This window comes from Rhodococcus sp. C1 (assembly GCF_020809065.1).
In the GTDB taxonomy this organism is placed as follows: Bacteria; Actinomycetota; Actinomycetes; order Mycobacteriales; family Mycobacteriaceae; genus Rhodococcus_F; species Rhodococcus_F qingshengii.
In genome coordinates, this window is the sequence record NZ_CP078080.1 from 824,574 (window position 1) to 847,496 (window position 22,923).

The following is a 22,923-nucleotide window of genomic DNA, read 5'->3' on the forward strand; positions in this document are numbered from 1 at the left end:
TCGTTGTGCAGTTCTACGGTAGAGCCGGTGCGAGTGCGGAAAGTGCTCGCAGATGCCAAGGGCTACGCGGCAGCGGCCAGATGGAGTATCGACACCCCATTACCGGGATCGGGTCTCGATATACCTGGCTGGTCGAAACAAAGTACGTTTGCGAAGAGAGCTGACAGAAGATGAAGAGCACTACCCGAATAGTGGCTGCGTTGGCCGCGATTGCCCTGCTCGCAGGCTGCCAGAGCAGCACCGAGTCAACAGCGTCGGAGGGCACGACGCAGTTGGCCGAGGCCGGCGCGCTGCCGGTCACCGTTGATCACGCGTACGGGTCGACCACCATCGAGACCGAACCTCAGCGGATCGTGACTATCGGCTGGAACAGCCAGGATTCGGTCCTCGCACTGGGCAAGACACCCGTCGCCATGGAGTCGTTCAGTGGGGCAGGCTTGGAGAACGGCATCCTGCCGTGGGACGAAGAATTGTTGGGCGATGTCGAACCCACGTTGCTCGACAGCACGTCCGGTGTGCCGTTCGAGCAGATCCTGGCGTTGGAGCCGGACGTGATCATCGCAGTGGTCTCGGGAATCACCGAAGACGACTATGCACGTCTTTCCCAGATCGCACCCACCATTCCGTTCAAGGAGACCGCATGGGCGACCACGTGGCAGGAACAGTTGTCGACCATCGGATCAGTACTCGGCCAACCGAAGCGGGCTGCCGAGCTGATCGAGGAAACTGACGATTCCATAGCCGACCTGGCTGCCGGATCCCCCAATCTGAACGGGAAAACCTTGACCTTCCTCTCGGGAAACATCGACGGCCTCACCAATTACTGCGCTGACGATGGCCGAGTCATCCTGATGTCCCAGCTCGGACTGAAGCAGTCGGCCGGAAGCGCAGAGCTGTGCGGCGACACCCAGGGGTCGGTGACTGCATCGCGCGAACAGTACAACGAACTGGACGCGGACGTGATCGTGCTCAACGACGCGAGTGGTCAGGGGCTACCCGGATTGATGGGGGACAAGTTGTTTGCCGACCTGCCGGCAGTCAAGGACGGCAGGCTGATTCAGCAGCTCGGTCTGGCGCGAGTCATGGCCTTGGCGTCACCCACGTCGCTGAGCGTCAAATATGCTTTCGCGGAACTGGTCTCGAAGATGAACGGGTTCTGACCCGCTGATGAAACTGACCAGCTAGGCTGACAACTCGCACGAGTCCGAGTAGTAGTTCTTCGGTGTGCGTCCGGTGACCTTGCGGAACACGCTGGTGAAGGCGCTGGGGGTTTCGTATCCGACGCGACGGCTTACCGTCGAAACAGGAACGCCCGCAGCGAGATAGGACATCGCAGCGCGGACGCGAACTTGAATTCGCCACTCGGTGAAGGACATCCCCGTGCCTTGAGAGAACACGCGGCTCAGGGTGCGGGGGCTTCCGCCGACCACGTAGGCCCAATCGGCAAGCCCGCGTTGATCGGCGGGGTCGGCGATCAGGCGGCGTGCGACGGCGAGGGCCCGGGGATCGGCGGGCATCGGTACTGCGACATCAGCCGCCTCGATGGGCGCGAGCGTGTCGAAGACTACGGATTCGGCGCGCAAGCGAGCCTCGGTAGGCATATTTCGCTGGTGCAGATGGATGAGCATCGTCTTGACGACGTCGTCGATGCCGATGATCGCGGGTTTTGTCCACGGGTGGGGGAACGACTCGGGCCGGAAATAGGTGAAACGAGCCTCGGTGGATGCGCCGAGCGTGATGCGCCGTGGAGTTCCAGCCGGAATCCACATGCCGACCGTCGGTGGTATCTGCCAACGAACGTCGTCGATGTACGCGCTCATCTCGCCGGAAGCGCCCCAGAGGAGTTCGTGTTCGGGATGGCGGATCTCACGCCACGCGCGCTTCTGATCACGCCCGATGGTGGACGTCGTCATCGAGAAGGGGAGCGGAACGTACCGGCCTGCCGGCACAGCCCAGTACGGAAATCCTGTGGAACTCATCGGTGGATCATACCGCGAATGACTTAGGTAATGCTTTCCTATTTGGTTCTTTGATGCAGGCGCGACGGAGTGTGATCGCCACAAAAGATCGAGGGTGGCACCGAGTCCGAAGACTCGATGCCACCCTCGAACACATTCCCCGACGGAGTGTTTACAGGTGGAGCAGGCGGAGCGAGTGAATCAGCTGCCGTTGGCCAGGACACCGCTGATGATGTCGGAGATGAAGCCGGCCGGGTTGTCGAGGATGGAGGATCCGGCCGAACCGGTTCCGCCCTCGCCGTCAGAAGAGCCGAAGCCCAGATCTGCCGAGCCCGATGCGGCCGCCTCGCCGGGGTTCTTGGCGCGGATCTTGGCGTAGACGCCGCTGATGTTCTGTTCGGTATTGAACGTCGAGATACCGATCGAGCTCGACATTTCCTGGTACGAGCCGATCGGTGCATCGTCGGCGACGAGGTACTGCGCCTCGATCGTCACGGTCTTGCTTCCGGTGGGTGAGATCAGCCAGCCGGTGCTGGGCACATTCACGGTTCGGGCGGCAGTGTCAACCGAAGGCGTGACGGATTCGGTCTTCTGACCGCCGATCAAGTGCCACGCGTTGACCGTTGCCGTGCCCTGGATGTACTTGAACGTGGCGGGGTAGCGGTCGACGAACTGGTCGACGTAACGCTCGGGGTGGCCTGTTGTGGAGATGACCGTGCGCACGGTGACTTTGCCGCCGGGTGCAACTTCGCCGTCGCCCACGATGCTCTTGGTGATTCGGACGTTGGAGGAGTTGACCGTTGCCGCGGACGGGTGGGTGGCATCGGCGCTCGCGGTGCCTGCGGTCATCACGAGTCCGCTGGTGGCAAGTGCAGCGATTGCGATTCCGGTGAGTGTTTTGCGCATTGAAAAACGTGACATGAAATTCTCCGTTCGAGGGGTTCACGCTGACGGCGATGGGATGACTCTTCAAAGGTTGCGCCGCGGTAACCATTGAAACCTATCGGACGCTTGCCTATGTATCAGTTCGGCAGAATTTGCGGAAAAGTCCGAATTAAGAGGACTTTTTCGGTGTCGATTGCCTGCCGTTAACTGATTGTCGACTATTTCGACGAAAAGCTGGGCGAATGTCCAGGTCGACTGTATCGTACTTCGAGAGTCGGGTTGCAACAAGTTCCAGTAATCAATGAATTCGGTTGTCCTGGAACCACACAGAGTGGAGATTGTTCGTGGCAAAGTTTGGATCCAGGAATCGTAGTCTGTCCACCGTTGGAGCTGGTTTGGGGGTGATTGCTCTTGCTGTGGGCGCAAGCGCGCTGGGTGCGGGAGTCGCGACTGCCGAGACAGCAACTTCCGGTGCCTACACATTTACTCGGACCGTGGACAATGCGTCCCCGAAGGTCGGTGACACGATCACCTACACAACAGTGTCGAAGAAGAGCGGAATCGACGGATATATCAGCAGGTTCACCGAGACGCATGCCGCATGCTTGACCTTTGTCCCGGGCTCGGCGAAGGTCACGAAGTTTCACGTTGGCGGGACAATGACCGAAACCACTGAAACGCCGGAACTGACAGCCACGACGGTCGAGGTGACCAGTGCCGGCTGGATCAACAACGGCAGCAAACCGGTGACCATGAAGACCAGCTACACGGTCACTGCTTCGTGTGCGCCGGGAACCGTGTACGGAAGTGGATTGGCGGTAGGTGCCACGGTGATGGGCAACGGATTCCAGTCGAGTGCGAATTTCGCCAACTTGGGCCCGTCCATCACTGTCCGCGCCGCGGATGTGGTCGATCCGGTTGACCCGGTCGATCCCGTTGATCCGGTTGATCCCACTGGCCCCGGAACCGGTGGCGGAACCGGATCGCTCGGCTCGTTGAGTGGTGGCCTCGGTTCCCTCAGCGGCCTGTTCGGCTCCAGCTAGGCGAGAGTTGTGAAACGGCGGGCCGAGACTGTCGTGGTCTCGGCCCGCCGCGGTTGTTCGGAGATCGGGTATTCAAACCATCAGGTGCTCAGCCGAATTCGATCGAGGTGTTGATTTCTTCCACCTGGTTGGAGGTCTGCATGTTCGTCGTGTCGGTGAACTGGTTTGCAAAGCTGACCAGGTAGACCGGCGAGTTGTCGTCGGCTTGGTAAGCGACGACCGTCATGACGGCGTAGAGCGGAACGTCCAGGTTTGGGGCGGTCCAGGTTCCGGAGAGGCGGAAACCCTGCTGTCCGTCGACGTCGATCTCGGTGTACTTCACCTCGGTCCACCCGTCGAGAGTGGCGATCGTTTCACGCGCAGCGGCAAGAACCTCGTCTTTTGTTGCGGTGCCCTGGTTTTCGACCGTCACCGTGGTGTTCGGCATGAAACCGCTGGGTTCCTGGCTGTTGCTGGACAACGCGTCCGTAACGCCGGCAGGGATGTTCTCGCCGTGAGTCCAGCTCGGCGGGAGGCTGACGCTGATGCTCGGCGCTTCGGGGTCGTCGCCGGTTTCGATCGTCGTCCGATCACCGATGAACGGTGTTCCGTCCCGCAAGGTCGGCGTCGCGGCAGCGGCAGACGGCGAGGATGCAGAACTTTCGGAAGCAGTGGTCTCACTGGTGTTGGTATCACTGGAGACGGCGTCGCCGCTTTCCGAACTGCTGCATCCGGGCAAGACGAGTGCAGCAGTGATCAGTGACGCTATTCCGAGAGCAAGTGTGCTGCTCTTAGGGCTCATAGTGTGACAGTCCTTCAGGTTCTGGCGACGGCCGAGCGCCGCCGGCAGCATTGCTGGCGCGGCTGAGACTATCAGCGCTACGACGGCCGAGTAGTGGCCTTGAAGGTAATGGTGCTGCCGGGCCGCAGCTGTGCCAGCGACGCAATCCCGGCGTCGGAAACGACGGCGATGACCGGGTATCCGCCGGTCACGGGATGGTCGGCGAGGAACACGACGGGCTGGCCGCCTGGTGGTACCTGGATGGATCCCGTCACGACGCCTTCGCTCGGCAATTCCTCGGTGCGTGAGCGATGCAAAGGCCCTTGGCCCTGTAGCCGGACCCCGACTCGGTTGGTGTGTTCGGTGACTTTCCACGTGGTGTGAAGGAGCGCGTGAACGGATGCGGCGGTGAACCAGGAATTTCGGGGGCCGAGCGTGATCTCGATCGGAACCGCGCCGAGTGCAGGTGCGGGCGGTGGAATCAACTCTTCGGTGGGCCACGTCCCTTCCTCGGCCCCGAGGAGGAGCAGATCGCCGGCGGCGAGCGGCGGCGGCCCGAGTCCGGAGAGCGTGTCGGTGGATCTGCTTCCGAGTACCTGCGGGACGTCGACGCCACCGCGTGCAGAGATGTACGTTCTCAACCCGGTTGTGCTGTAACCCAATTCGAGAATGCTGCCACTACCCAGATGGATGCTCGCGTAGTCAGGTGCCGGCCGTCCGTCGACGGCCAGCGGCACCCGCGCGCCTGTCGCTGCCACCGTCATCGAACCGACGGCCCGCATAGCGAAACCCCCAGCGGTGACTTCGATGGTTGCTGCTCGAAAAGTGTTGCCTACGAGTCTGTTGGCGCTGTCGTGCGAGATCATGTCGACGGCGCCGGATCTTCCGACCCCGAGGGCGCCGTAGCCTCTCCGCCCGCGGTCCTGAACTGTGGCGAGCGGGCCGGTACGCGCAACCTCGAGCCAGGCCATGAATCCATTGTCCCGCAACAGCGCGGTGAAGACACCAAAATCATGCTTGCACCAAAATCATGCACGGACAAAGGTGACTGTGGTGCCGGGTAGAAGCAGCGCCGGCGGGCGGCGCTCGGCATCCCACACCGACAGTTCAGTCGTTCCGATCAACTGCCACCCGCCTGGGGAACTACGCGGGTAGACGCCCGAGAACGGTCCGGCCAACCCGACTGCACCGGCGGGGACCTGCCTGCGCGGGTCCGATCGACGTGGAACTTCGAGCTTTCTCTCGTTGCTGGTCAGATACGCGAAGCCGGGGGCGAAACCGATGAACGCGACGGTCCACGACGCAGACGTGTGAGCATCGATCACACCGTCGACCCCGAGTCCGGTCAGCTTGCCCACCTCTACGAGATCGGGGCCGTCGTAGCGGACCGGAATCTCGACAGCAGACCCGCTCTCGTCTGCTGTGAGTTCGATCGGTACGGCCCCACGTACCCATTTCTCCACCAGTTGGTGCGCGGTGATCGTGTTGTCGTACTCGATCAAGATGGTTCGCGCCGCGGGAATCAGGTCGATCACGCCGGGGATCCGACTGGCGTCGAGAGCCCTGAAGTTGCCCAGCACGCTCGGCAGTTCGTCGTACTCGACGAGGACTGCGGATTCACCGGCGGGCAGGATCGTGATCATGCGAACGGCGTGATCTCGACGTCGGAAGATTCGAGGAGAGCACGGATTGCCACGGCCATGTCGACGGCTGCCGGACTGTCACCGTGCACGCACACCGATGCGGCAGCGACTTTCAACGTGCTCCCGTCGACGGCGTCCAACTCGCCGTCGACGACCATTCGCCGAACCCGTTCTGCAACAAGCGTCGGGTCGTGAAGAACGGCGCCCGACTCGGTGCGGGGGACCAGGGTGCCTTCCGCCGTGTACGCACGATCGGCAAAAGCCTCGGCGACGATCTCGAGGCCGGCCTCGCGCGCCTCTTCCAGAAACACCGAACCCGGTAGTCCGAGAACAGGTAGCGAACTGTCGTAGGCAACGACGGCGGCGACCACGGCCCGCGCCTGCCGTCGGTGATGGACTATTGCGTTGTAGAGCGCGCCGTGGGGTTTGACGTACGTGACCCGCGATCCGGCGACACGAGCCAAACCGTCGAGTGCCCCTATTTGATAAATGACGTCGGCGGTGAGGTCCTTCGGGGAGACGTCGATGAAGCGTCTGCCGAAACCGGCGAGGTCTCGGTACCCCACCTGCGCGCCGATCCGGACGCCGCGGGTGGCGGCGGATTCGCAAGTCGCCAACAGCGTCGTCGGGTCGCCGGCATGGAATCCGCAGGCGATGTTCGCGCTGGTGACAAGTTCGAGCATGGCGTCGTCGTCGCCCAGGGTCCAGGCTCCGAAGCCCTCGCCGAGGTCGCTGTTCAGATCAACGCTGTAACCCATACCTCGATTCTAGGTAGGTATGGGCTCTCGGTGTTCAGGCGTGCGCCGGAATCCGTCCGGCATTCTTGCGACGTGCGGATCCGAAGAGTCGGCATATCAGGTAGATCACGAACGAGACCGAGGTGACGAAACTCGAGACGGGAACGCCGGGGGCCAGCGAGAGAAGGATGCCGCCGACGGCTGCCAGTTCGGCGAACACGACGGAGAGGATCGTGGCCTTGAGTGGGCTTGCCGTGACGTACGCGGCGGCCGCTGCGGGGGTGATCAGCAGCGACATCACCAGCAGAGCACCGACGATCTGTACGCCGAGTGCTGCGGTGATGCCGACCAACACTGCGAACACGATCGACAGTGCCCGAACCGGAACACCGCGAGCTGCAGCAACTTCGGGGTCGGTGCTTGCGAACAGCAAAGGGCGGTAGATGAATCCGAGTGTGCCGATCACGATGACCGCGCACAGCAGCAGAAGTTCGAGACCGCTGTTTCCCGGCGCCACGATCTGTCCGACCAACAACGAGAAGCTGGTTCCCGTGCGACCGTCGTACGCCCAGAGGAACAACACCGACAGGCCGAGGCCGAAAGCCATGATCACGCCGATCACCGAATCTCGGTCGCGCGCTTTGGCTCCGAGCAGTCCGAACAGCACTGCCGCGACCACGGATCCGACGATGGCACCGAAGCCGACGCCCACACCGACGAGAAGTGCGGCGGATGCGCCCGTCAGTGACAGCTCACTCGTTCCGTGCACCGAGAACGACATCTGACGGCTCACGATCAGCGGCCCGATGATGCCTGCCAACAATCCGAGGATGGCACCGGCAATCAACGCCTGTTGGACGAAGTCGTACTGCAGTAGGTCGACGGTGGCGGACACGTCGAACATCCGCGACATCGCGTCGGTGAACTTGTTACTCACTGGTGGTGATCCTCATCAGAATGGTGAACGCCTTCTCCCGGGCGTAGTCCGCCTGCGCTGCCGAGCGCGTCGATGGCGTCGCCGGTGCCGATCACGACGAGGCGGCCACGAACCTGCAACACTTCGACGTCGGTGTTGTACAGATCCGAGAGAACTTCGGACGTCATCACTTCGGCCGGCGTCCCGATCCGGAATTTGCCGTCCACCAGATAGAGCACTCGATCCACCAACGGCAGGATCGGATTGATCTCGTGCGTCACGAACAGCACCGCGGTGTCATGGCTGCGCCGACGCTTGTCGATCAGCGTCGAGACCAGGTGCTGGTTGGCGAGGTCGAGGCTGAGCAGCGGCTCATCGCACAGCAGGATCCGCGGGTCGCCGACCAAAGCCTGTGCGATCCGCAGTCGCTGCTGCTCACCGCCGGACATGGAACCGATGGGAGCGTCGGCGAACGACTGGGCGCTGACCTGTGCGATGGCGTCGTCGACGATCTTGCGGCGACGACCCCGACGCAGTAACCCCGTACCCCACTGGTGACCGTCGACGCCGAGGCCGACCAGGTCGCGGCCGCGGAGCGGGAGGCCGTCGTCGATGGATTTCTGCTGCGGGATGTACCCGACGTGTGAGTTCCCGGCCCGTGCCGGCGTGCCGACGATCTGTGCACTACCGCCGCTGAGTTGTAGTTGGCCCAGCAGAATCTTCAGGAGTGAGGTCTTGCCCGACCCGTTCGGCCCGAGTACGGCGATGAACTCACCTGGCTGTACCTCGAGATCGAGCCCGTCCCACAATGTGCGGGCGCCGAAGGACAATCGAGCGTCCTTCAGCGTCACAGCGGGCACGGAGGCCGCTGAAGGCGCGGTGTTACCAGAAGGCACGGTGTTACCAGGGGGCACAGGAGTATTCGCGGAAGTTTCTGTCACAAGCCGATCGGTTCTTCTCGGAAATGGTGGGGCAAATAATTACTGGGCAGAGAGGGCGTTTGCGAGCGACTCCGCGGTCTGCGTCTGCCACTGAATGTAGTCCAGGCCCTCGGGGAGAGTCTCCGTAACCTCGACGACGGGCACTCCGGCGGTTTCGGCTGTGGTGCGCATGTCCTGGGTCACTTTGTCCTGCGTCTGGATGTTGTAGACCAATGCGCGGGCCTGCTTCTCCGAGAGGAGTTGGCGGGTTGCGGCGATTGCGGCCGGTGAAGGATCGTTGCCGTCTTCGATGGCGCTGGTGAACTCTTCGGGAGTTGCGTCCTTCAGTTCAGCTGCGACCAGGAGGTAGTGCGCGATCGGCTCGGTCTGCGCCACCGGTGCGCCTGCGTGGGCAGCGGCGATGGAATCGGTGATCGCTGTGACGCCGGCGAGCTTCTGGCTGTATGCCTTCGCGTTGTCCTCGTAGGTCGCCGCGTTGTCCGGATCGAGAGCGCTCAGCTGATCGGCCACCGAATGTGCGACGGCGTCGACGGTCGGGATGTCGAACCAGACGTGTTCGTTGACTGCGCCGTGGGTGTGACCGTCATGCGATTCGCCCGCGGCTTCGCCGGCGTGGATGCCGCCGTCGAGCAGGTTGTAGGCGTTGACCGTCTTCTGCTCGCCCTTGCCTGCGTCGAGGACGTCGGTGATGAACTGGTCGTAGCCGCCACCGTTGTAGACGACGAGCGATGCGTCGGTGATCTTGGCGGCGTCGGCGGGAGTCGCTTCGAACGAGTGCGGGTCCGCGGACGGCTCGTTGATGATCGACGTCACGGTCAGCTTGTCGCCGGCGACTGCCTGCGCGACGTCGCCCCACACGTTCGTCGATGCGACGACGGTGATGCCGTCGTCCTTCGAGGAGGTTGAGCTGCACGCGGTGAGCGCGAATGCTGCGGCGACCGAGACGGCCGCGAGGGCGGTGGCGGTGCGGAATTTCGACGACGAACGCACGTGCTTTTCTCCTGAACAAAGGCTGGGCTAAATGCTATTGGAAACCGTTACCGTTACACATTAGCGCATAGTCGCTGGTAGTTCACCTTCGGTTCAGCCCCAACGCGCCGTCTGCGGGCACTACGGCTAACGTCCGTTTATGCCCCGGTCCCGTCAGCCACGCCGTCAAGCCACTTTGGCGTCGCTTGCCGCCGAGCTCAATGTGTCGAGAACTACAGTCTCGAACGCGTACAACCGACCCGATCAGCTCTCCGTCGAGCTGCGGGATCGAGTGCTCCAAGCGGCCAAGCGACGCGGATACCCCGGACCTGATCCGGTCGCCCGCTCCTTGCGAACTCGCAAAGCCGGCGCCGTCGGTCTCCTGCTCACCGAAGCACTCAGTTATTCGTTCCGTGACCCGGCTGCCATGAGCTTCCTTGCCGGTCTCTCGGAATCGTGTGAGGACGCCGGACAGGGCTTGCTGCTCATCCCGGCCGGGCCCGGCCGCGACGAGGTGGATGCTGCGGCCGTGGTCCAGCAGGCGGGCGTCGACGGCTTTGTCGTCTACTCGGTGGCCGACGACGACCCGTATCTTGCCGCCGTGCTCGAGCGTCACATTCCGATCGTCGTCTGCGACCAGCCGCGCGAGATTCCCGGTGCATCGCTCGTGGGCATCGACGACCGCGCTGCCATGCGCAAGGTCGCCGATTACCTCATCGGGCTCGGCCACCGTGACATCGGCGTGCTCTGCATGAGGCTGGGGCGCGACCGGATGGACGGCGTCGTCAGCCAGGAACGACTCAAGTCCCCACACTTCCACGTCCAGCGTGAGCGGATCGAAGGAGTGCGCGACGCGATGGTGGCGGCCGACATGGACCCACTCTCACTCACCGTGATCGAGCGGTACGTCCACACATCGCAGTCCGGGCACTCGGCGGCGGCGGAAGCTCTCGCGACCAACCCCGAGATCACCGCACTGGTCTGCACCACCGACGTGCTGGCTCTCGGCGCTTTGGACTGGGCGCGCTGGCAGGGCATCGATGTACCTGGCCAACTGTCGATCACCGGATTCGACGGCGTCGACGAGGCGCTGCGCGAATCACTGACAACGGTGCGCCAGCCCCAGGAAGAGAAGGGCCGGCGCGCCGGTGCGCTCCTGATGTCGCCGTCTGGATCCGGCGTTCCGATAGTCGAGATGCTCGACACCGAACTACTGGCCGGGCGAACATCAGGTCGGATCAAGGGGTAGCGCTCACGCCAGGAGTTGGGCGCAGCGCAACAATCCCAGATGGCTGTACGCCTGGGGATGGTTGCCCAGCGAGCGTTCCGCGATGGGGTCGTACTCCTCCGCGAGTAGTCCGGTAGGACCCGCTGCCGCGACCAACTGATCGAACAGTGCCTCTGCTTGCAGGCGTTGTCCGATCAGCAGGTAGGCCTCGACGAGCCAGGCGGCGCAGAGGTGGAACCCACCTTCGATGCCGGGCAGGCCGTCGTCGTGATGGTAGCGGTATACCGTTGAGCCGCTGCGTAGTTCGGCCTCGGTGGCTACGACGGTCGCTGCAAAGCGCGGATCCGTCGGATCGATCAGCCCCGACAGCCCGATGTGCAGAGTCGCCGCGTCGAGATCGGTACCGTCGTAGGCTGCGGTGTACGACTGGACGTCGTCCTTCCAGCCTTTGTGTCGTACTTCGTCGGCGATCTGGTCACGCAGTTCCACCCACTCGGGCAGGGCCTCGCGAGAAAAGCGGGTCGCAAGATCGACGGCGCGGTCGACGGTGACCCAGCCCATAACCTTGGAATAGACGTGGTGGCGCGGGTTGTCGCGAATTTCCCAGATGCCGTGATCGGGTTCGAACCAGCGCCGCTGCACTGCTTCGACCATGGCGCACACCAGTTCCCAGTCGCGGTCGCTCAAAGGATCGGGATCACCGGCCTTTTCGCGTGCATTCGCCAGTTCGACGATGAGCTCGACGATCGGGCCGAACACGTCCAGTTGAACCTGCTGATTCGCGGCGTTTCCGACGCGGACCGGCCGGGAGCCGGCGTATCCGGGAAGTGAATCGATGACGGCCTCTGGCGGTAGCGAAGTCCCGTAGAGCGTGTAGAGGGGGTGCAGGCGCTCGGGTCCCGGCAGTGTTTCGAGCACGCGGTGGACCCAGTCCAGGTAGTTCTCGGCCTCGTCGGTGGATCCGACGCTCACGAGAGCTGTTGCGGTGAGGGCGGCGTCGCGCAACCAGCAATAGCGGTAGTCCCAGTTGCGGACTCCGCCGATCTCCTCCGGCAGGGACGTCGTCGCGGCAGCCATGATGGAACCGGAATCGGCGTGGACCAGCCCGCGCAAGGTCAGTGCAGAGCGTTTCATCAAGTCCGGCTTCAGCTTCGGGAGTTCGAGCGTCTTGGCCCAATCGGACCAGTAGGCCTCCGAGGTCGCTCGACGCTCCAGCTCCGGAACGTCGGAAGGGCCGATTTCTTCTGTTCCGCAGCGCAATTCGAGGACGACGTCACCCTTGGACGGCTCGACGATGGCGTGGGCGGTCTGCTGGTTTCCGTCGGTGGCGATGTTCCACAGCACACCGGGGGAGCGGAGCACGTACGGCTCGTTGGTGCCGAGGACCCGAATGCCCTCGTCGACGACCTCGAGCGTGACCTGACCCTGGCCGAACTCGGGACGGGGTGCAAACGAGACGATCGCGTCGGCCTGACCGGAAATGATGCGGGTCAGGTCGGTTCGTCCCTGTGGGACGTCGTGGGGGAGGTAGTCGGTGACGGACAGGCTCGCCCAGCGGGTCTGAACTGTCATCGTGCTGTCGATGTACTTCTGGCTCAGTGGTAAGGCTGTGCGTCGAGGCCCGACCGAGAAGTGGCCGGCCCCGGTTCCGCCGAGAAGGTGTGCGAAGACGGCCGCTGAATCCGGTTCCGGGTGACACAACCAGGTCAGCGTCGCATCCGGGGTCACCAAAGCGACGGTGCGCGGACTGGCGAGCATCGAGAGTCGCTCGATGGGCGGAGCGTCGGCGCCGGAAAGCCACGTACGACGCTCGTCGAGCAGGAACGCCAGAGCGGCAGCGACGTCCTCGGTGCTGTCGACGCGATAGTCGGCGACGGTGTCCCCGCTGCCGACCTTGATTCCGATGTCCGGCCCCTGAAGCCTGCTGAACGCCTTTTCGTCGGTCACGTCGTCGCCGATGAAGACGGCAGCGGTTGCGCCGTCCTGATGGCGAATCAAGTCGAGTGCGTGCCCCTTGTCGGTGGCGATGACAGCCAACTCGACCACCGATTTGCCCTCGGTGACCTGAACGCCTGGCCAGAGTGCCGATTCGGTGCGGACGGCGATGAGCGCCTTCTCGGCGTCGTCGGCACTGGTGTTGCGTACGTGCAGTGCAACGCTGGCGGGCTTCTTCTCCACCGTTGCCCCAGGGGTGTCGGCGGCGATTCGGCCCAACTCGGTGACGATCTCGTCGAGCAGTTTCCTGGCGTCGGCGTCGATCGCGTGAACGAATCCGATGTCGAACTCGGAGCCGTGGCTGCCGACCAATTGCACTTCGGCGGGAAGTCGGGACAGCGCAGCCAGATCCTTGAGGGCGCGGCCCGAGATCACGGCAGCCGTCGTCGACGCGAGGCTGGCGAGAGAGCGAAGCGCACGCACCGTTTCCGCCCGGGGATACGCCTTGTCCGGGTTGGCGACGATGGGTGCCATCGTCCCGTCGTAGTCGGAGGCTACGAGCAGACGCGGCGTGCGTGCCACGCCTGACAGCGCTCGGCGGAGTTCGATGGACAGATCTTGTGCGCTCACCTCTTCAAATCTAGGTGATGCAGCGACTCCTGGCTCGATACGTTTCCGGCCGATCAGTGCAAAAATGACAGATGCGACAAAGGATGTCTATTCGGGTTTCCGAGTTCCGTCACCGAGCAGCAGTTCAACCGTCAATTCCAGTCGATTGGCGACATCGGTAGCCGAAGAGCGTCGCGTGAGCCATGCCACCAAATTGGACAGCCACACATCGGAGATCACGCGCGCGATCGCCAACTGCTCTTCGGTTGGCTCCTCTTCGGTCATCGCTCGTGCGAAGAGGCGGTCCATCAACTGGCCCACCTGATCGACCTCGGCCGCTGCGGAGGCGTCGGCGAACATGAACGCGCGAGTCATCGCTTCGGTGAGGAGCGGATCGCGCTGCATCGCGCGGGTGATGAGGCTGAGGATCAGCTGCATCCGCTCGAGCGGGCTGGTTCCAGGTGGGATCTTGCCCTTGGAATCGATCTTCTCGAATTCGCGTGCCAGGGCGGACACCAGTAGGTGAACCTTGGACGGGAAGTAGCGATAGAGCGTTCCGACTGCGACGTCGGCACGCTCGGCCACGGCGCGCATCTGAACAGCCTCGTAGCCCCCCTTGGACGCCAAGGCGAGTGTTGCGTCGAGAATCCGCTTGCGGCGTTCACGTTGCGCGTTGGAGCTGAGATCGTCGTCCCCGAGCGTTGCAGAAGCAACCGCGTTGGAGCGGGATCGGGATGTTGTGGTCATCGACAAATTCCTTCGCGCCTTGACTCTTGGCCAGGTGTCATATTAGAACACGTTCTAAACAATTGTGTCACTTATCGAGAGGCGGGAACCAGTTGTGACAATCGCCACGACCGATGAACAGCGGGCGGTCCAGGAATCGATAGAGGCCTGGGCTCGCTCGGCCACGCCGATGGACATGGTACGCCGTGGACCAGCAGTTTCGTGGCGGGAGAAATGGTCCGAGTTCGCGTCTCTCGGGATATTTTCGGTCGCCGTTCCCGAAGCGGTAGGCGGAGCCGGGGCCGAAATCGTCGATCTCGCAGCAATGCTCGAGCAGGCGGCAATCGAACTCGTGCCGGGTCCTGTTCTCACGACTGCACTCGCAGCTCTGGTGGTGGGGCGTAGTTCGTCGCCCGCGGCCAAGCGATGGTCCGAAACGCTCGCCGACGGTGCGCTGCCGTGTGCCGTCGTATTGGACGAAAGTCCAGTTGCGGCAACGGCGAATGCGTCCGGCGGCATCGAGCTTCATGGCGAAGGAGGTTACGCCTGGGGCGGCGATTCGGGCGTATCGGTACTCGTGTCGGCGGGCGTCGTGTCCGAAGACGAAGGCTCGCGTGTCGTCTGGGCCCTCGTCGACGGAGACGGCGAAGGCGTGACCTACGAAGCGGTCGACACGATCGACAAGTCGCGACCACTCGCGCGAGTCTCCTTCGATCGAGTGACGGTCGACGCCGACCGAATCCTCGATGACATTGCGCCAGGATCGGTTTCCGACCTAGCGGCGGTACTGGGGGCAGCCGAAGCTGCCGGAATCGCGGCGTGGAGCCTGCGTACTGCGGTGGAGTACGCGAAGATTCGCGAACAATTCGGAAAGCCCATCGGCTCGTTCCAGGCGATCAAACATATCTGCGCCGAAATGCTGTGTCGCGTAGAGAATGCCGGAGCCGTCGCCTGGGATGGTGCGGTCGCTGCCGAGTCGGGCGACGAACTTCCGATCGCCGCAGCAGTGGCCGCCGCGGTGTCGCTGGATGCCGCTGTCGACACGGCAAAGGACTGCATTCAAGTGCTCGGCGGCATCGGATTCACCTGGGAGCACGAGGCGCACTTCTACCTTCGTCGAGCACTGTCGCTCCGGCAGATTCTGGGCGGATCGTCTCATTGGCGCGCACGCGTCGCGGAATTGACGATCGGCGGCGCACGGCGTCACCTTCAGATCGACTTGAGTGAGCTCGAATCCGACCGGTCCGAAATTCGCGAAGAGGTAGCGCAATTGGTGGCGCTGCCCGAATCCGAGCAGCGCAACGCGTTGGCCGAATCGGGCTACCTTGCGCCGCACTGGCCCAAGCCGTACGGCCGGGGCGCCAAGGCCGCGCAACAGATTCTGATCGAAGAGGAATTGGCGGCCGTCGGTATCGGCCGACCCGATCTGGTGATCGGCTGGTGGGCAGTGCCGACCATCCTCGAGCACGGCAGTGCGGAGCAGATCGAAAGATTTGCGACTCCGACGCTCAAGGGCGAGATCACCTGGTGCCAGCTCTTCAGTGAACCCGGCGCAGGTTCGGATCTTGCGGCACTGCGCACGACCGCGGAAAAGGTCGACGGCGGTTGGAAGCTGAACGGCCAGAAAGTCTGGACTTCGCTTGCGCGTGAAGCTGACTGGGCCATCTGCCTCGCCAGGACCGACCGCGAGGTTCCCAAACACAAGGGCATCACGTACTTCCTTCTCGACATGAAGACGGCTGGGATTCGAATCTCGCCGCTGCGCGAGATCACCGGAGATGCCCTGTTCAACGAAGTCTTCCTCGACGACGTCTTCGTCCCGGACGAGTGCGTCGTCGGCCAGCTCGGTGGAGGCTGGAAACTGGCCCGAACGACCCTCGCCAACGAGCGGGTCGCAATGAGCGGTGGCTCTTCGCTCGGCGGTGCGATGGAGGAATTGCTCGAGCTGGCCGGCGACCCCGATCCTGTGGTGGCAGACAAGCTCGGTGGGCTGATCGGAACCGCCATGGTGGGCTCACTGCTGGAATTGCGCACGACACTGCGGCAATTGGACGGTCAGGATCCGGGTCCGGCGTCGAGCGTCCGCAAGCTGGTGGGCGTGCGCCAGCGTCAGAATGTCGCAGAGTTCGCCATGGAATTGGGTGGCCCGGCCGGATGGGTGGAGGGTCCGCTCTCGCGTGAGTTCCTCAACACGCGATGCCTGTCGATTGCCGGCGGAACCACGCAGATTCTGTTGACCGTCGCCGCGGAGAGAATTCTGGGCCTGCCCCGTGATTAGACGGCGTGAGTAGAGGCCTTTAGAAATGTCCACGTTGGTGATACAACTAGAACACGTTCTACATCAGAGACAGGATTGCCAGCGTGGACTTCACTCCCGATGAAACCCAGGAAGCGGTAGCCGAGGTGGCTACCGCGCTCCTTGCCCGCGAACTGGAGCCGGACGCGCTCTGGGCGGCATTCGCCGATGCCGACCTGCTCACGTTGGCCCTGCCCGAGCGTCTGGGCGGCGAGGGACTCTCCGTCGCCGACGTCGGTTCCCTCCTCGTCGAGGTCGGCCGGGCCGCTGCTCCAATTCCGGCTCTCGCAACCCTCGGCTTCGGTGTACTCCCCATAGTCGCTCTGGGGACCGACGCTCAACAGGACGAATTGCTCACCGGAGTCGGCGCCGGACGGGTGTTCACCGCGGCGCTCGGTGAGCCGGGTCAGCAGTTCCCGGCACAGCCGTCGACCACCGCGCAGCAGTCGGGCGACTGGTATCGCGTCAGCGGGACGGTGCTTGCCGTGCCTTTCGCGGCGAGCGCACACAGAATTCTTGTGCCCACCGACGCCGGAGTCGTTCTCGTCGATCCGACCGCCGCCGGCGTCGCATTGACGCCGACCCCCAGTGCGTCCGGCAGTCCCGAGTTCGCAGTCACGATGGACGAGGCAGTCGGTGAACTTCTCGGTGCCGGCGAGGAAGCCGTCCAGACGCTGTACCGGATCGCCACGGCAAGCATCGGAGCCGTTGCAGACGGTTTGGTGTCCGGTGCCGTCGATCTCACTGCGGCACATGTCGGCTCGCGTGAGCAATTCGGTAAGCCGCTCGCCACGTTCCAGGCAGTCTCACAACAGATAGCCGACGCGTACGTCACCTCTCGGACCCTTCACGTCGCGGCGTTGTCGGCGTCCTGGCGCGTGTCGGAGGGCCTGGACGCCCAGTCGGACCTCGACGTCATGGCGTACTGGATCGCCCAAGAAGTGCCTGCCACGATGCAGGTGCTTCACCACCTGCACGGCGGTCTGGGCGTCGACGTCACGTATCCACTTCATCGTTACTACTCGACTGCAAAAGACCTGGCACGCCTGCTCGGCGGTGCTTCGCAGCGACTCGACCTCGTGGGGGCCCGGTGTTCATCGATCTGACCGACAGTCAGCGCGCATTGCAAGCTGAACTTCGACGCTACTTCTCGACGCTGATCTCGCCCGAAGAGGCCAAGATCATGCGCGTGGAGCGGCATGGTCCTACCTATCGCGAGGTCATCCGTCGTATGGGCAAGGACGGCTGGCTCGGCGTCGGCTGGCCGGTGGAGTTCGGCGGACGTGGGTTTGGTGAAGTCGAGCAGCAGATTTTTGTCAACGAGGCTGTGCGGGCGGATGTCCCACTGCCTTCGGTGACGTTGCAGACCGTCGGCCCGACTCTGCAGAAGTACGGCAGTGAGGAGCAGAAGCAGAAATTCCTGCCCGCGATCCTCGCCGGTGAAGTGCACTTCGCGATCGGCTACACCGAACCGGAAGCCGGCACCGACCTTGCAGCACTGCGCACTTCGGCCGCACGAAATGGTGACGAGTACGTCGTCAACGGCCAGAAGATTTTCACCACCGGCGGGCATGACGCCGATTACGTGTGGCTCGCCGTGCGGACAGGGTCTGCCGATTCACGGCACCGCGGCATCTCCATCCTGATCATGGATACCAAAGATCCTGGCTACACCTGGACCCCGATCATCACCTGCGACGGTGCGCATCACGTCAACGCCACCTACTACGAGGACGTTCGCGTTCCGGCGAACATGCTTGTGGGTGAGGAGAATCAGGGCTGGCGCCTGATCACGACGCAGCTCAACCACGAACGCGTCATGCTCGGTCCGGCAGGTCGTGTCGCAGGGATTTACGACCACGTCTTCGATTGGGCCAAGCGTGAAAACCTGCTCGATCACGTTGACGTACGGCGCGCGCTCGGCGAAATTCATGCGACGTACCGCCTCAACGAACTGCTCAACTGGCAAGTGGCGTCGAGTGATTCGGAGTCGGTGGATATCGCCGACGCTTCGGCAACCAAAGTGTTTGCGACCGAGCGTATCCAGCGGGTCGGTCGACTGGCGGAAGAGATCGTCGGGCGGTACGGAAATCCGATCGATCCCGAAACTGCTGATCTCATGGAGTGGCTGGACATGCAGATCAAGCGCAACCTGGTGATCACCTTCGGCGGTGGAGTCAACGAGGTGATGCGCGAATTGATTGCGACCGCCGGCCTGAAGCTTCCTCGCGTTCCGAGATAGGAAACAAATCGTGTCAGATCCCATTCTCACTGCTGCCGAGCGGGTTCGAGAGGACGGGCCAAGCGCTCCTCGCGCCGGCCGGGACCCCGTGAACCTGCCGATGATCCGCAACTGGGTCGAGGCGATCGGTGACGAGAACCCGATCTACGTCGACGAATCGGCTGCCCGCGCCGCCGGACACGACGGAATAGTCGCACCGCCGGCGATGGCGCAGGTATGGACGATGCGCGGTCTGGGGGCAATTCGAGAAGCCGACGATCCGTTGGGCCGGATGACGGACATCCTCGACGAGGCCGGATTCACGTCCGTCGTCGCGACCAACTGCGATCAGATCTACCACCGCTACTTGAAGCCGGGTGAAGAAGTCACCATCTCCTCGGTGTTGGAAGACGTTGTGGGACCTAAGAAGACAGGTCTTGGTGAAGGGTGGTTCTTCACTACCCGTAGCTTCTGGCGGGTCGGCGAGGAACTGGTCTCGGAGATGATGTTCCGGATCTTGAAGTTCGCGCCGCCAGTCAGCGAGAGTTCCTCCACTGACGTGCCTGCGGACCTGGACGCATCTCGGATGCTGCGCCCGACGGCGTCTCTCGACACACAGTTCTTCTGGGACGGTGTCGCCGCACACGAGTTGCGTATTCAACTGCGTGCGGATGGTTCGGTACAGCACCCGCCGGTGCCCGCGATCTGGAAAGACAAGTCGGAGCAGACCGACTACGTGGTCGCGTCAGGTCGGGGAACGGTCTTCAGCTTTGTCGTTCACCACGCCCCCAAGGTTCCTGGTCGGTCGTTGCCGTTCGTCGTGGCCCTGGTCGAACTGCCCGAGGGTGTGCGGATGCTCGGCGAATTGCGCGGTATCGATCCGTCGAGTGTGTCGATCGGGATGGAGGTGGAGGCGATCTACCTCGACTTCCCCGGAGACGACGAGACCGGGGGAACTCCCTGGACTCTGTACGCCTGGCAGCCGGTTTCTGTGTCTGCGGTGTCTGCGGTTTCTGCGGTGAAGGAGTGACGATGACTTTGACGACGGATATCACTGTGGGAGAGGTTCTTCCGCAGCTCTCGATTTACGGCGACCCGACGTTTGTGGTCTCGGCGGCGCTCGCTACCCGCGATTTTCAAGATGTTCACCACGACCGCGATCTCGCACAGAAACGCGGCTCGAAGGACATCTTCGTCAACATCCTCACCGATACCGGCTTGGTGCAGCGATTCGTGACCGATTGGGCCGGACCGCGAGCTGTACTCACGTCGATCAAACTCCGCCTCGGAGTCCCCTGGTACGCCTACGACACCTTGACGCTCTCCGGAACGGTGACCTCCTACGACGAGGATCTCGTGTCGCTCGCGGTGGTCGGCAAGAACAGCCTGGGAGATCACATCACCGCACAGGTCACACTGGCATTTCCGGCGTCGGGCTCGAATGGAGACATTGAAAACGGAGACATTGAATGAGCGCATTGTCCGGCAAGGCAGCGATCGTCGGAATCGGAGCCACGGATTTCTCGAAGGACTCCGGTCGCAGTGAACTGCGACTTGCCGCCGAGGCTGTTCAAGCCGCGTTGGACGACGCCGGTCTGACACCCGCCGACGTCGACGGTCTTACCTCGTTCACCATGGACACCAACACCGAAGTGGCAGTGGCTCGTTCGGTGGGTATCCCGAACCTCAAGTTCTTCAGTCGTATTCACTACGGTGGTGGTGCCGCTGCGGCGACGATTCAGCAGGCCGCCATGGCTGTTGCCACCGGCGTCGCAGACGTCGTCGTCGCTTACCGCGCGTTCAACGAGCGATCGGGTGCGCGTTTCGGGCAGGTGAACTCCGGCCTTGTGGCGCAGGTCAATTCGTCGGGAACGGACAACGCCTTTTCCTATCCTCACGGATTGGGTACTCCCGCATCCTTTGTCGCGATGGTCGCGCAGCGATACATGCACGTATACGGAGCGTCCAGCGAGGACTTCGGTCGAATCGCCGTCGCGGACCGTAAGCATGCAGCCACCAATCCGAAGGCGTTCTTCTACGGAAAACCGATTACCCTCGAGGACCATCAGAATTCGCGATTCATCGCCGAACCTTTGCATCTTCTCGATTGCTGCCAGGAGTCCGACGGCGGCATCGCGATCGTCGTCACCTCGGCAGAACGAGCCAAAGATCTGAAGAACACCCCAGCCGTTATCGCAGCGGCCGCACAGGGCAGCGGGGCAGATCAATACATCATGACCAGCTATTACCGCGACGGTTTGACCGGCTTACCGGAGATGGGCCTTGTCGGCGATCAGCTTTGGTCACAAAGTGGGCTGCGCCCGTCGGACATGCAGACGGCGATCTTCTACGACCACTTCACGCCCTATGTTCTGATGCAGCTCGAGGAACTCGGTTTCTGCGGTAGGGGAGAGGCCAAGGACTTCATCGCCGGTGGCGCAATCGAACTCGGAGGCAAGCTTCCGATCAACACCCATGGTGGACAGCTCGGCGAGGCATACATTCACGGGATGAACGGTATCGCCGAGGGTGTTCGGCAGATCCGCGGTACTTCGGTCAACCAGGTCGACTCCGTCGAGAATGTACTGGTGACTGCGGGAACGGGCGTTCCGACATCGGGGCTTGTGCTGACTCGCTGATTATCGTGGGCACAGCTTCATCAAGCGTCACGGCCGGTTGGCACCGCATCGAGGTCTCCTTCGATGCGGTGCTCGGTCCGTGTTCTGTTGTCGCCAAAGAGGTTTGACCTCTCAGGTTTTGAAGGTGGTGTTCGCCGGCCTGGGTTGCTGTCCGGGGTCGATCGAGGGCGGCGGGATGAACCAGGGCTTGTTGTCGACACCGATCCGGATTTCCCATTTCCCGACGAACCCGGATTTTCGGTGCATCAACCGGTGATGTGAACGGCACAGCAGGACCAGGTTGTTCATCACCGTCGGGCCACCGTTGGCCCAGTGCCGGATATGGTGCGCATCAGTCCACGCGGGCACGCATGTGCAGCCCGGGAACGCGCAGCCCTTGTCTCGGGCGATCAACGCGACGCGTTGATCGGCGGTGACCGACCTCTTTCCTGGTTTCGCATCGAGCGGTGCGCCGTGATCGTCGAGCAGGACGGTGGAGAGGAAGCAGTCGCAGCCGAGGAGTCTGGTCTGTGACACGGACAGTGGTCCGAGCCAGGGCATGTGCCCGACATCGAGATCCGATACAGCCATTCCGTCATCAGAAGTGGAGGGTGTTGCGGCGCAGTCCCGGTGCTCCGCCAGATCGCGAGCATTGATGTGCACGTTCACGTGCGGACGCTGACCACCATCGGTGCCGGTCTTGGCGCAATCGAGATAGCGGCGGATCAGTTCGGTGAACCCGTCGGCCGTGCGTTTCGCCGCCGACCGGGCATCGGGGGTTCCGTCCGGTGCCGGGGTGGGCATCGTCAGATTCGACAACGCAGACAACAGCATTTCGCCGGTGAGGGCGTCGAAATCACCGCGCATCACCACTCGACCGTTCAATGTCGACGCGATCCGCAACTCGTTCCGGTCGACGTCTTCGGCGGGTGGAATCTCATCCGATTCGAACAACCGCTCCAAGGTCGCGATCACGTTCCGCACCTTCGTGGTCGTGGACTCGACACCGGATGCAGCAGCCAACAGTAGGTCGATGCACTTCGGTAGCGCCTCCTCCGGCATGCCTTTCGGTGGTGATTCGCAGAACGCCACGATCAACACGGCATGCTCGAACGAGCAATCCCCGCCATCGAACCGAGCCGCCACAGCCGGAAACGGCCGCAAAGCCGCACCCAATGCGGCGATCTTCTTCCCGTCCCGAACCTGCAGCATCGTGTTGGCCGCCAACCACGAACCGACCCCGCGGCTGGCGATCACCTGATCATCCGGGCGCATCGAGAGTTCGTCGACCACTGCCACCCGCACAGCCTCGAGACGAAGAATCTCCGCGCTCGCCGACACCGCAGCCGCACGTAACTCAGCAGCCGACAACTGCCACAGACGTCCGCGTAACCCCACCGCAGAACCCGAAACCACGTCCGACAACAAGACACTCATT

Annotated in this window: 21 protein-coding genes; 9 read left to right on the forward strand and 12 right to left on the reverse strand. The window is 62.9% G+C overall.

Features of this window, described 5'->3' with window-relative positions; all coding sequences use genetic code 11:
- The first annotated feature begins 170 nt into the window (after positions 1-170).
- On the forward strand, positions 171-1,160 hold the full coding sequence (locus KTR60_RS03785) for an iron-siderophore ABC transporter substrate-binding protein (protein ID WP_003945426.1): 990 nt from the start codon (positions 171-173) through the stop codon (positions 1,158-1,160).
- A 21-nt stretch (positions 1,161-1,181) separates the two neighbouring features.
- Here KTR60_RS03785 and KTR60_RS03790 read toward each other — a convergent pair whose 3' ends face one another.
- Complete coding sequence (locus KTR60_RS03790; protein WP_228401869.1) at positions 1,182-1,979, reverse strand: helix-turn-helix domain-containing protein; 798 nt, start codon at positions 1,977-1,979, stop codon at positions 1,182-1,184.
- Between the two features lie 180 nt (positions 1,980-2,159).
- Entirely contained in the window at positions 2,160-2,879 is a 720-nt protein-coding gene (locus tag KTR60_RS03795; protein ID WP_003945935.1) for a hypothetical protein, read from the reverse strand.
- A gap of 365 nt (positions 2,880-3,244) precedes the next feature.
- On the opposite strand from KTR60_RS03795, the gene KTR60_RS03800 reads away from it, so the two are divergent.
- The gene (locus tag KTR60_RS03800; protein WP_228401870.1) at positions 3,245-3,886 is read left to right on the forward strand and encodes a hypothetical protein; all 642 of its coding nucleotides are present in this window, start codon (positions 3,245-3,247) and stop codon (positions 3,884-3,886) included.
- Positions 3,887-3,974: 88 nt separating this feature from the next.
- On the opposite strand, the gene KTR60_RS03805 is transcribed toward KTR60_RS03800, so the two are convergent.
- From KTR60_RS03805 to KTR60_RS03835, 7 genes are all read right to left on the reverse strand, one after another.
- Positions 3,975-4,667, reverse strand: a complete 693-nt coding sequence (locus KTR60_RS03805) for an LpqN/LpqT family lipoprotein (RefSeq protein WP_228401871.1) — start codon at positions 4,665-4,667, stop codon at positions 3,975-3,977.
- Positions 4,668-4,744: 77 nt separating this feature from the next.
- Positions 4,745-5,617, reverse strand: a complete 873-nt coding sequence (locus KTR60_RS03810; protein WP_042923740.1) for a biotin-dependent carboxyltransferase family protein — start codon at positions 5,615-5,617, stop codon at positions 4,745-4,747.
- 57 nt (positions 5,618-5,674) lie between these two features.
- The gene (gene pxpB, locus KTR60_RS03815) at positions 5,675-6,289 is read right to left on the reverse strand and encodes a 5-oxoprolinase subunit PxpB (RefSeq protein WP_083197630.1); all 615 of its coding nucleotides are present in this window, start codon (positions 6,287-6,289) and stop codon (positions 5,675-5,677) included.
- Positions 6,286-7,047 carry a LamB/YcsF family protein gene (locus KTR60_RS03820; RefSeq protein ID WP_228401872.1) on the reverse strand — a complete coding sequence of 254 codons (762 nt, stop codon included), beginning with the start codon at positions 7,045-7,047 and terminating at the stop codon, positions 6,286-6,288. The genes pxpB and KTR60_RS03820 overlap by 4 nt, the downstream gene beginning before the upstream one ends.
- A 34-nt stretch (positions 7,048-7,081) precedes the next feature.
- Positions 7,082-7,963: a metal ABC transporter permease gene (locus tag KTR60_RS03825; RefSeq protein WP_003945811.1), complete on the reverse strand. Its 882-nt coding sequence runs from the start codon at positions 7,961-7,963 to the stop codon at positions 7,082-7,084.
- Positions 7,960-8,838, reverse strand: a complete 879-nt coding sequence (locus tag KTR60_RS03830; protein WP_047269722.1) for a metal ABC transporter ATP-binding protein — start codon at positions 8,836-8,838, stop codon at positions 7,960-7,962. Before KTR60_RS03830 ends, KTR60_RS03825 begins: the two co-directional genes overlap by 4 nt.
- An 84-nt stretch (positions 8,839-8,922) precedes the next feature.
- Complete coding sequence (locus KTR60_RS03835) at positions 8,923-9,873, reverse strand: metal ABC transporter solute-binding protein, Zn/Mn family (protein WP_003945647.1); 951 nt, start codon at positions 9,871-9,873, stop codon at positions 8,923-8,925.
- A 139-nt stretch (positions 9,874-10,012) separates the two neighbouring features.
- On the opposite strand from KTR60_RS03835, the gene KTR60_RS03840 reads away from it, so the two are divergent.
- Positions 10,013-11,101 carry a LacI family DNA-binding transcriptional regulator gene (locus KTR60_RS03840; protein ID WP_003945452.1) on the forward strand — a complete coding sequence of 363 codons (1,089 nt, stop codon included), beginning with the start codon at positions 10,013-10,015 and terminating at the stop codon, positions 11,099-11,101.
- 3 nt (positions 11,102-11,104) lie between these two features.
- Here the strand turns inward: KTR60_RS03840 and otsB are convergent, their stop codons facing one another.
- Both otsB and kstR read right to left on the reverse strand, forming a co-directional pair.
- On the reverse strand, positions 11,105-13,645 hold the full coding sequence (gene otsB / locus KTR60_RS03845) for a trehalose-phosphatase (protein ID WP_047269638.1): 2,541 nt from the start codon (positions 13,643-13,645) through the stop codon (positions 11,105-11,107).
- Positions 13,646-13,732: 87 nt separating this feature from the next.
- Positions 13,733-14,371, reverse strand: coding sequence for a cholesterol catabolism transcriptional regulator KstR (kstR, locus tag KTR60_RS03850; protein ID WP_003945752.1), 639 nt, complete (start codon positions 14,369-14,371; stop codon positions 13,733-13,735).
- Between the two features lie 94 nt (positions 14,372-14,465).
- Between kstR and KTR60_RS03855 the strand changes: the two genes are divergently transcribed.
- From KTR60_RS03855 to KTR60_RS03880, 6 genes are all read left to right on the forward strand, one after another.
- Positions 14,466-16,628: an acyl-CoA dehydrogenase gene (locus KTR60_RS03855; protein WP_228401873.1), complete on the forward strand. Its 2,163-nt coding sequence runs from the start codon at positions 14,466-14,468 to the stop codon at positions 16,626-16,628.
- A gap of 83 nt (positions 16,629-16,711) precedes the next feature.
- Entirely contained in the window at positions 16,712-17,752 is a 1,041-nt protein-coding gene (locus KTR60_RS03860; protein WP_003945711.1) for an acyl-CoA dehydrogenase family protein, read from the forward strand.
- The gene (locus KTR60_RS03865; RefSeq protein WP_058227266.1) at positions 17,737-18,888 is read left to right on the forward strand and encodes an acyl-CoA dehydrogenase family protein; all 1,152 of its coding nucleotides are present in this window, start codon (positions 17,737-17,739) and stop codon (positions 18,886-18,888) included. The genes KTR60_RS03860 and KTR60_RS03865 overlap by 16 nt, the downstream gene beginning before the upstream one ends.
- A gap of 7 nt (positions 18,889-18,895) precedes the next feature.
- A complete protein-coding gene (locus KTR60_RS03870) occupies positions 18,896-19,897 on the forward strand; it encodes a bifunctional MaoC family dehydratase N-terminal/OB-fold nucleic acid binding domain-containing protein (RefSeq protein ID WP_050657067.1) in 1,002 nt (333 codons plus the stop codon).
- 2 nt (positions 19,898-19,899) lie between these two features.
- Positions 19,900-20,340 (forward strand): MaoC family dehydratase, encoded by a 441-nt coding sequence (locus KTR60_RS03875; protein WP_020968404.1) that lies wholly within the window; start codon positions 19,900-19,902, stop codon positions 20,338-20,340.
- Positions 20,337-21,506: a lipid-transfer protein gene (locus KTR60_RS03880; protein WP_003945661.1), complete on the forward strand. Its 1,170-nt coding sequence runs from the start codon at positions 20,337-20,339 to the stop codon at positions 21,504-21,506. The genes KTR60_RS03875 and KTR60_RS03880 overlap by 4 nt, the downstream gene beginning before the upstream one ends.
- A gap of 111 nt (positions 21,507-21,617) precedes the next feature.
- Here the strand turns inward: KTR60_RS03880 and KTR60_RS03885 are convergent, their stop codons facing one another.
- Positions 21,618-22,922, reverse strand: coding sequence for an HNH endonuclease signature motif containing protein (locus KTR60_RS03885; RefSeq protein ID WP_228401874.1), 1,305 nt, complete (start codon positions 22,920-22,922; stop codon positions 21,618-21,620).
- Between the last annotated feature and the right edge of the window lies 1 nt (position 22,923).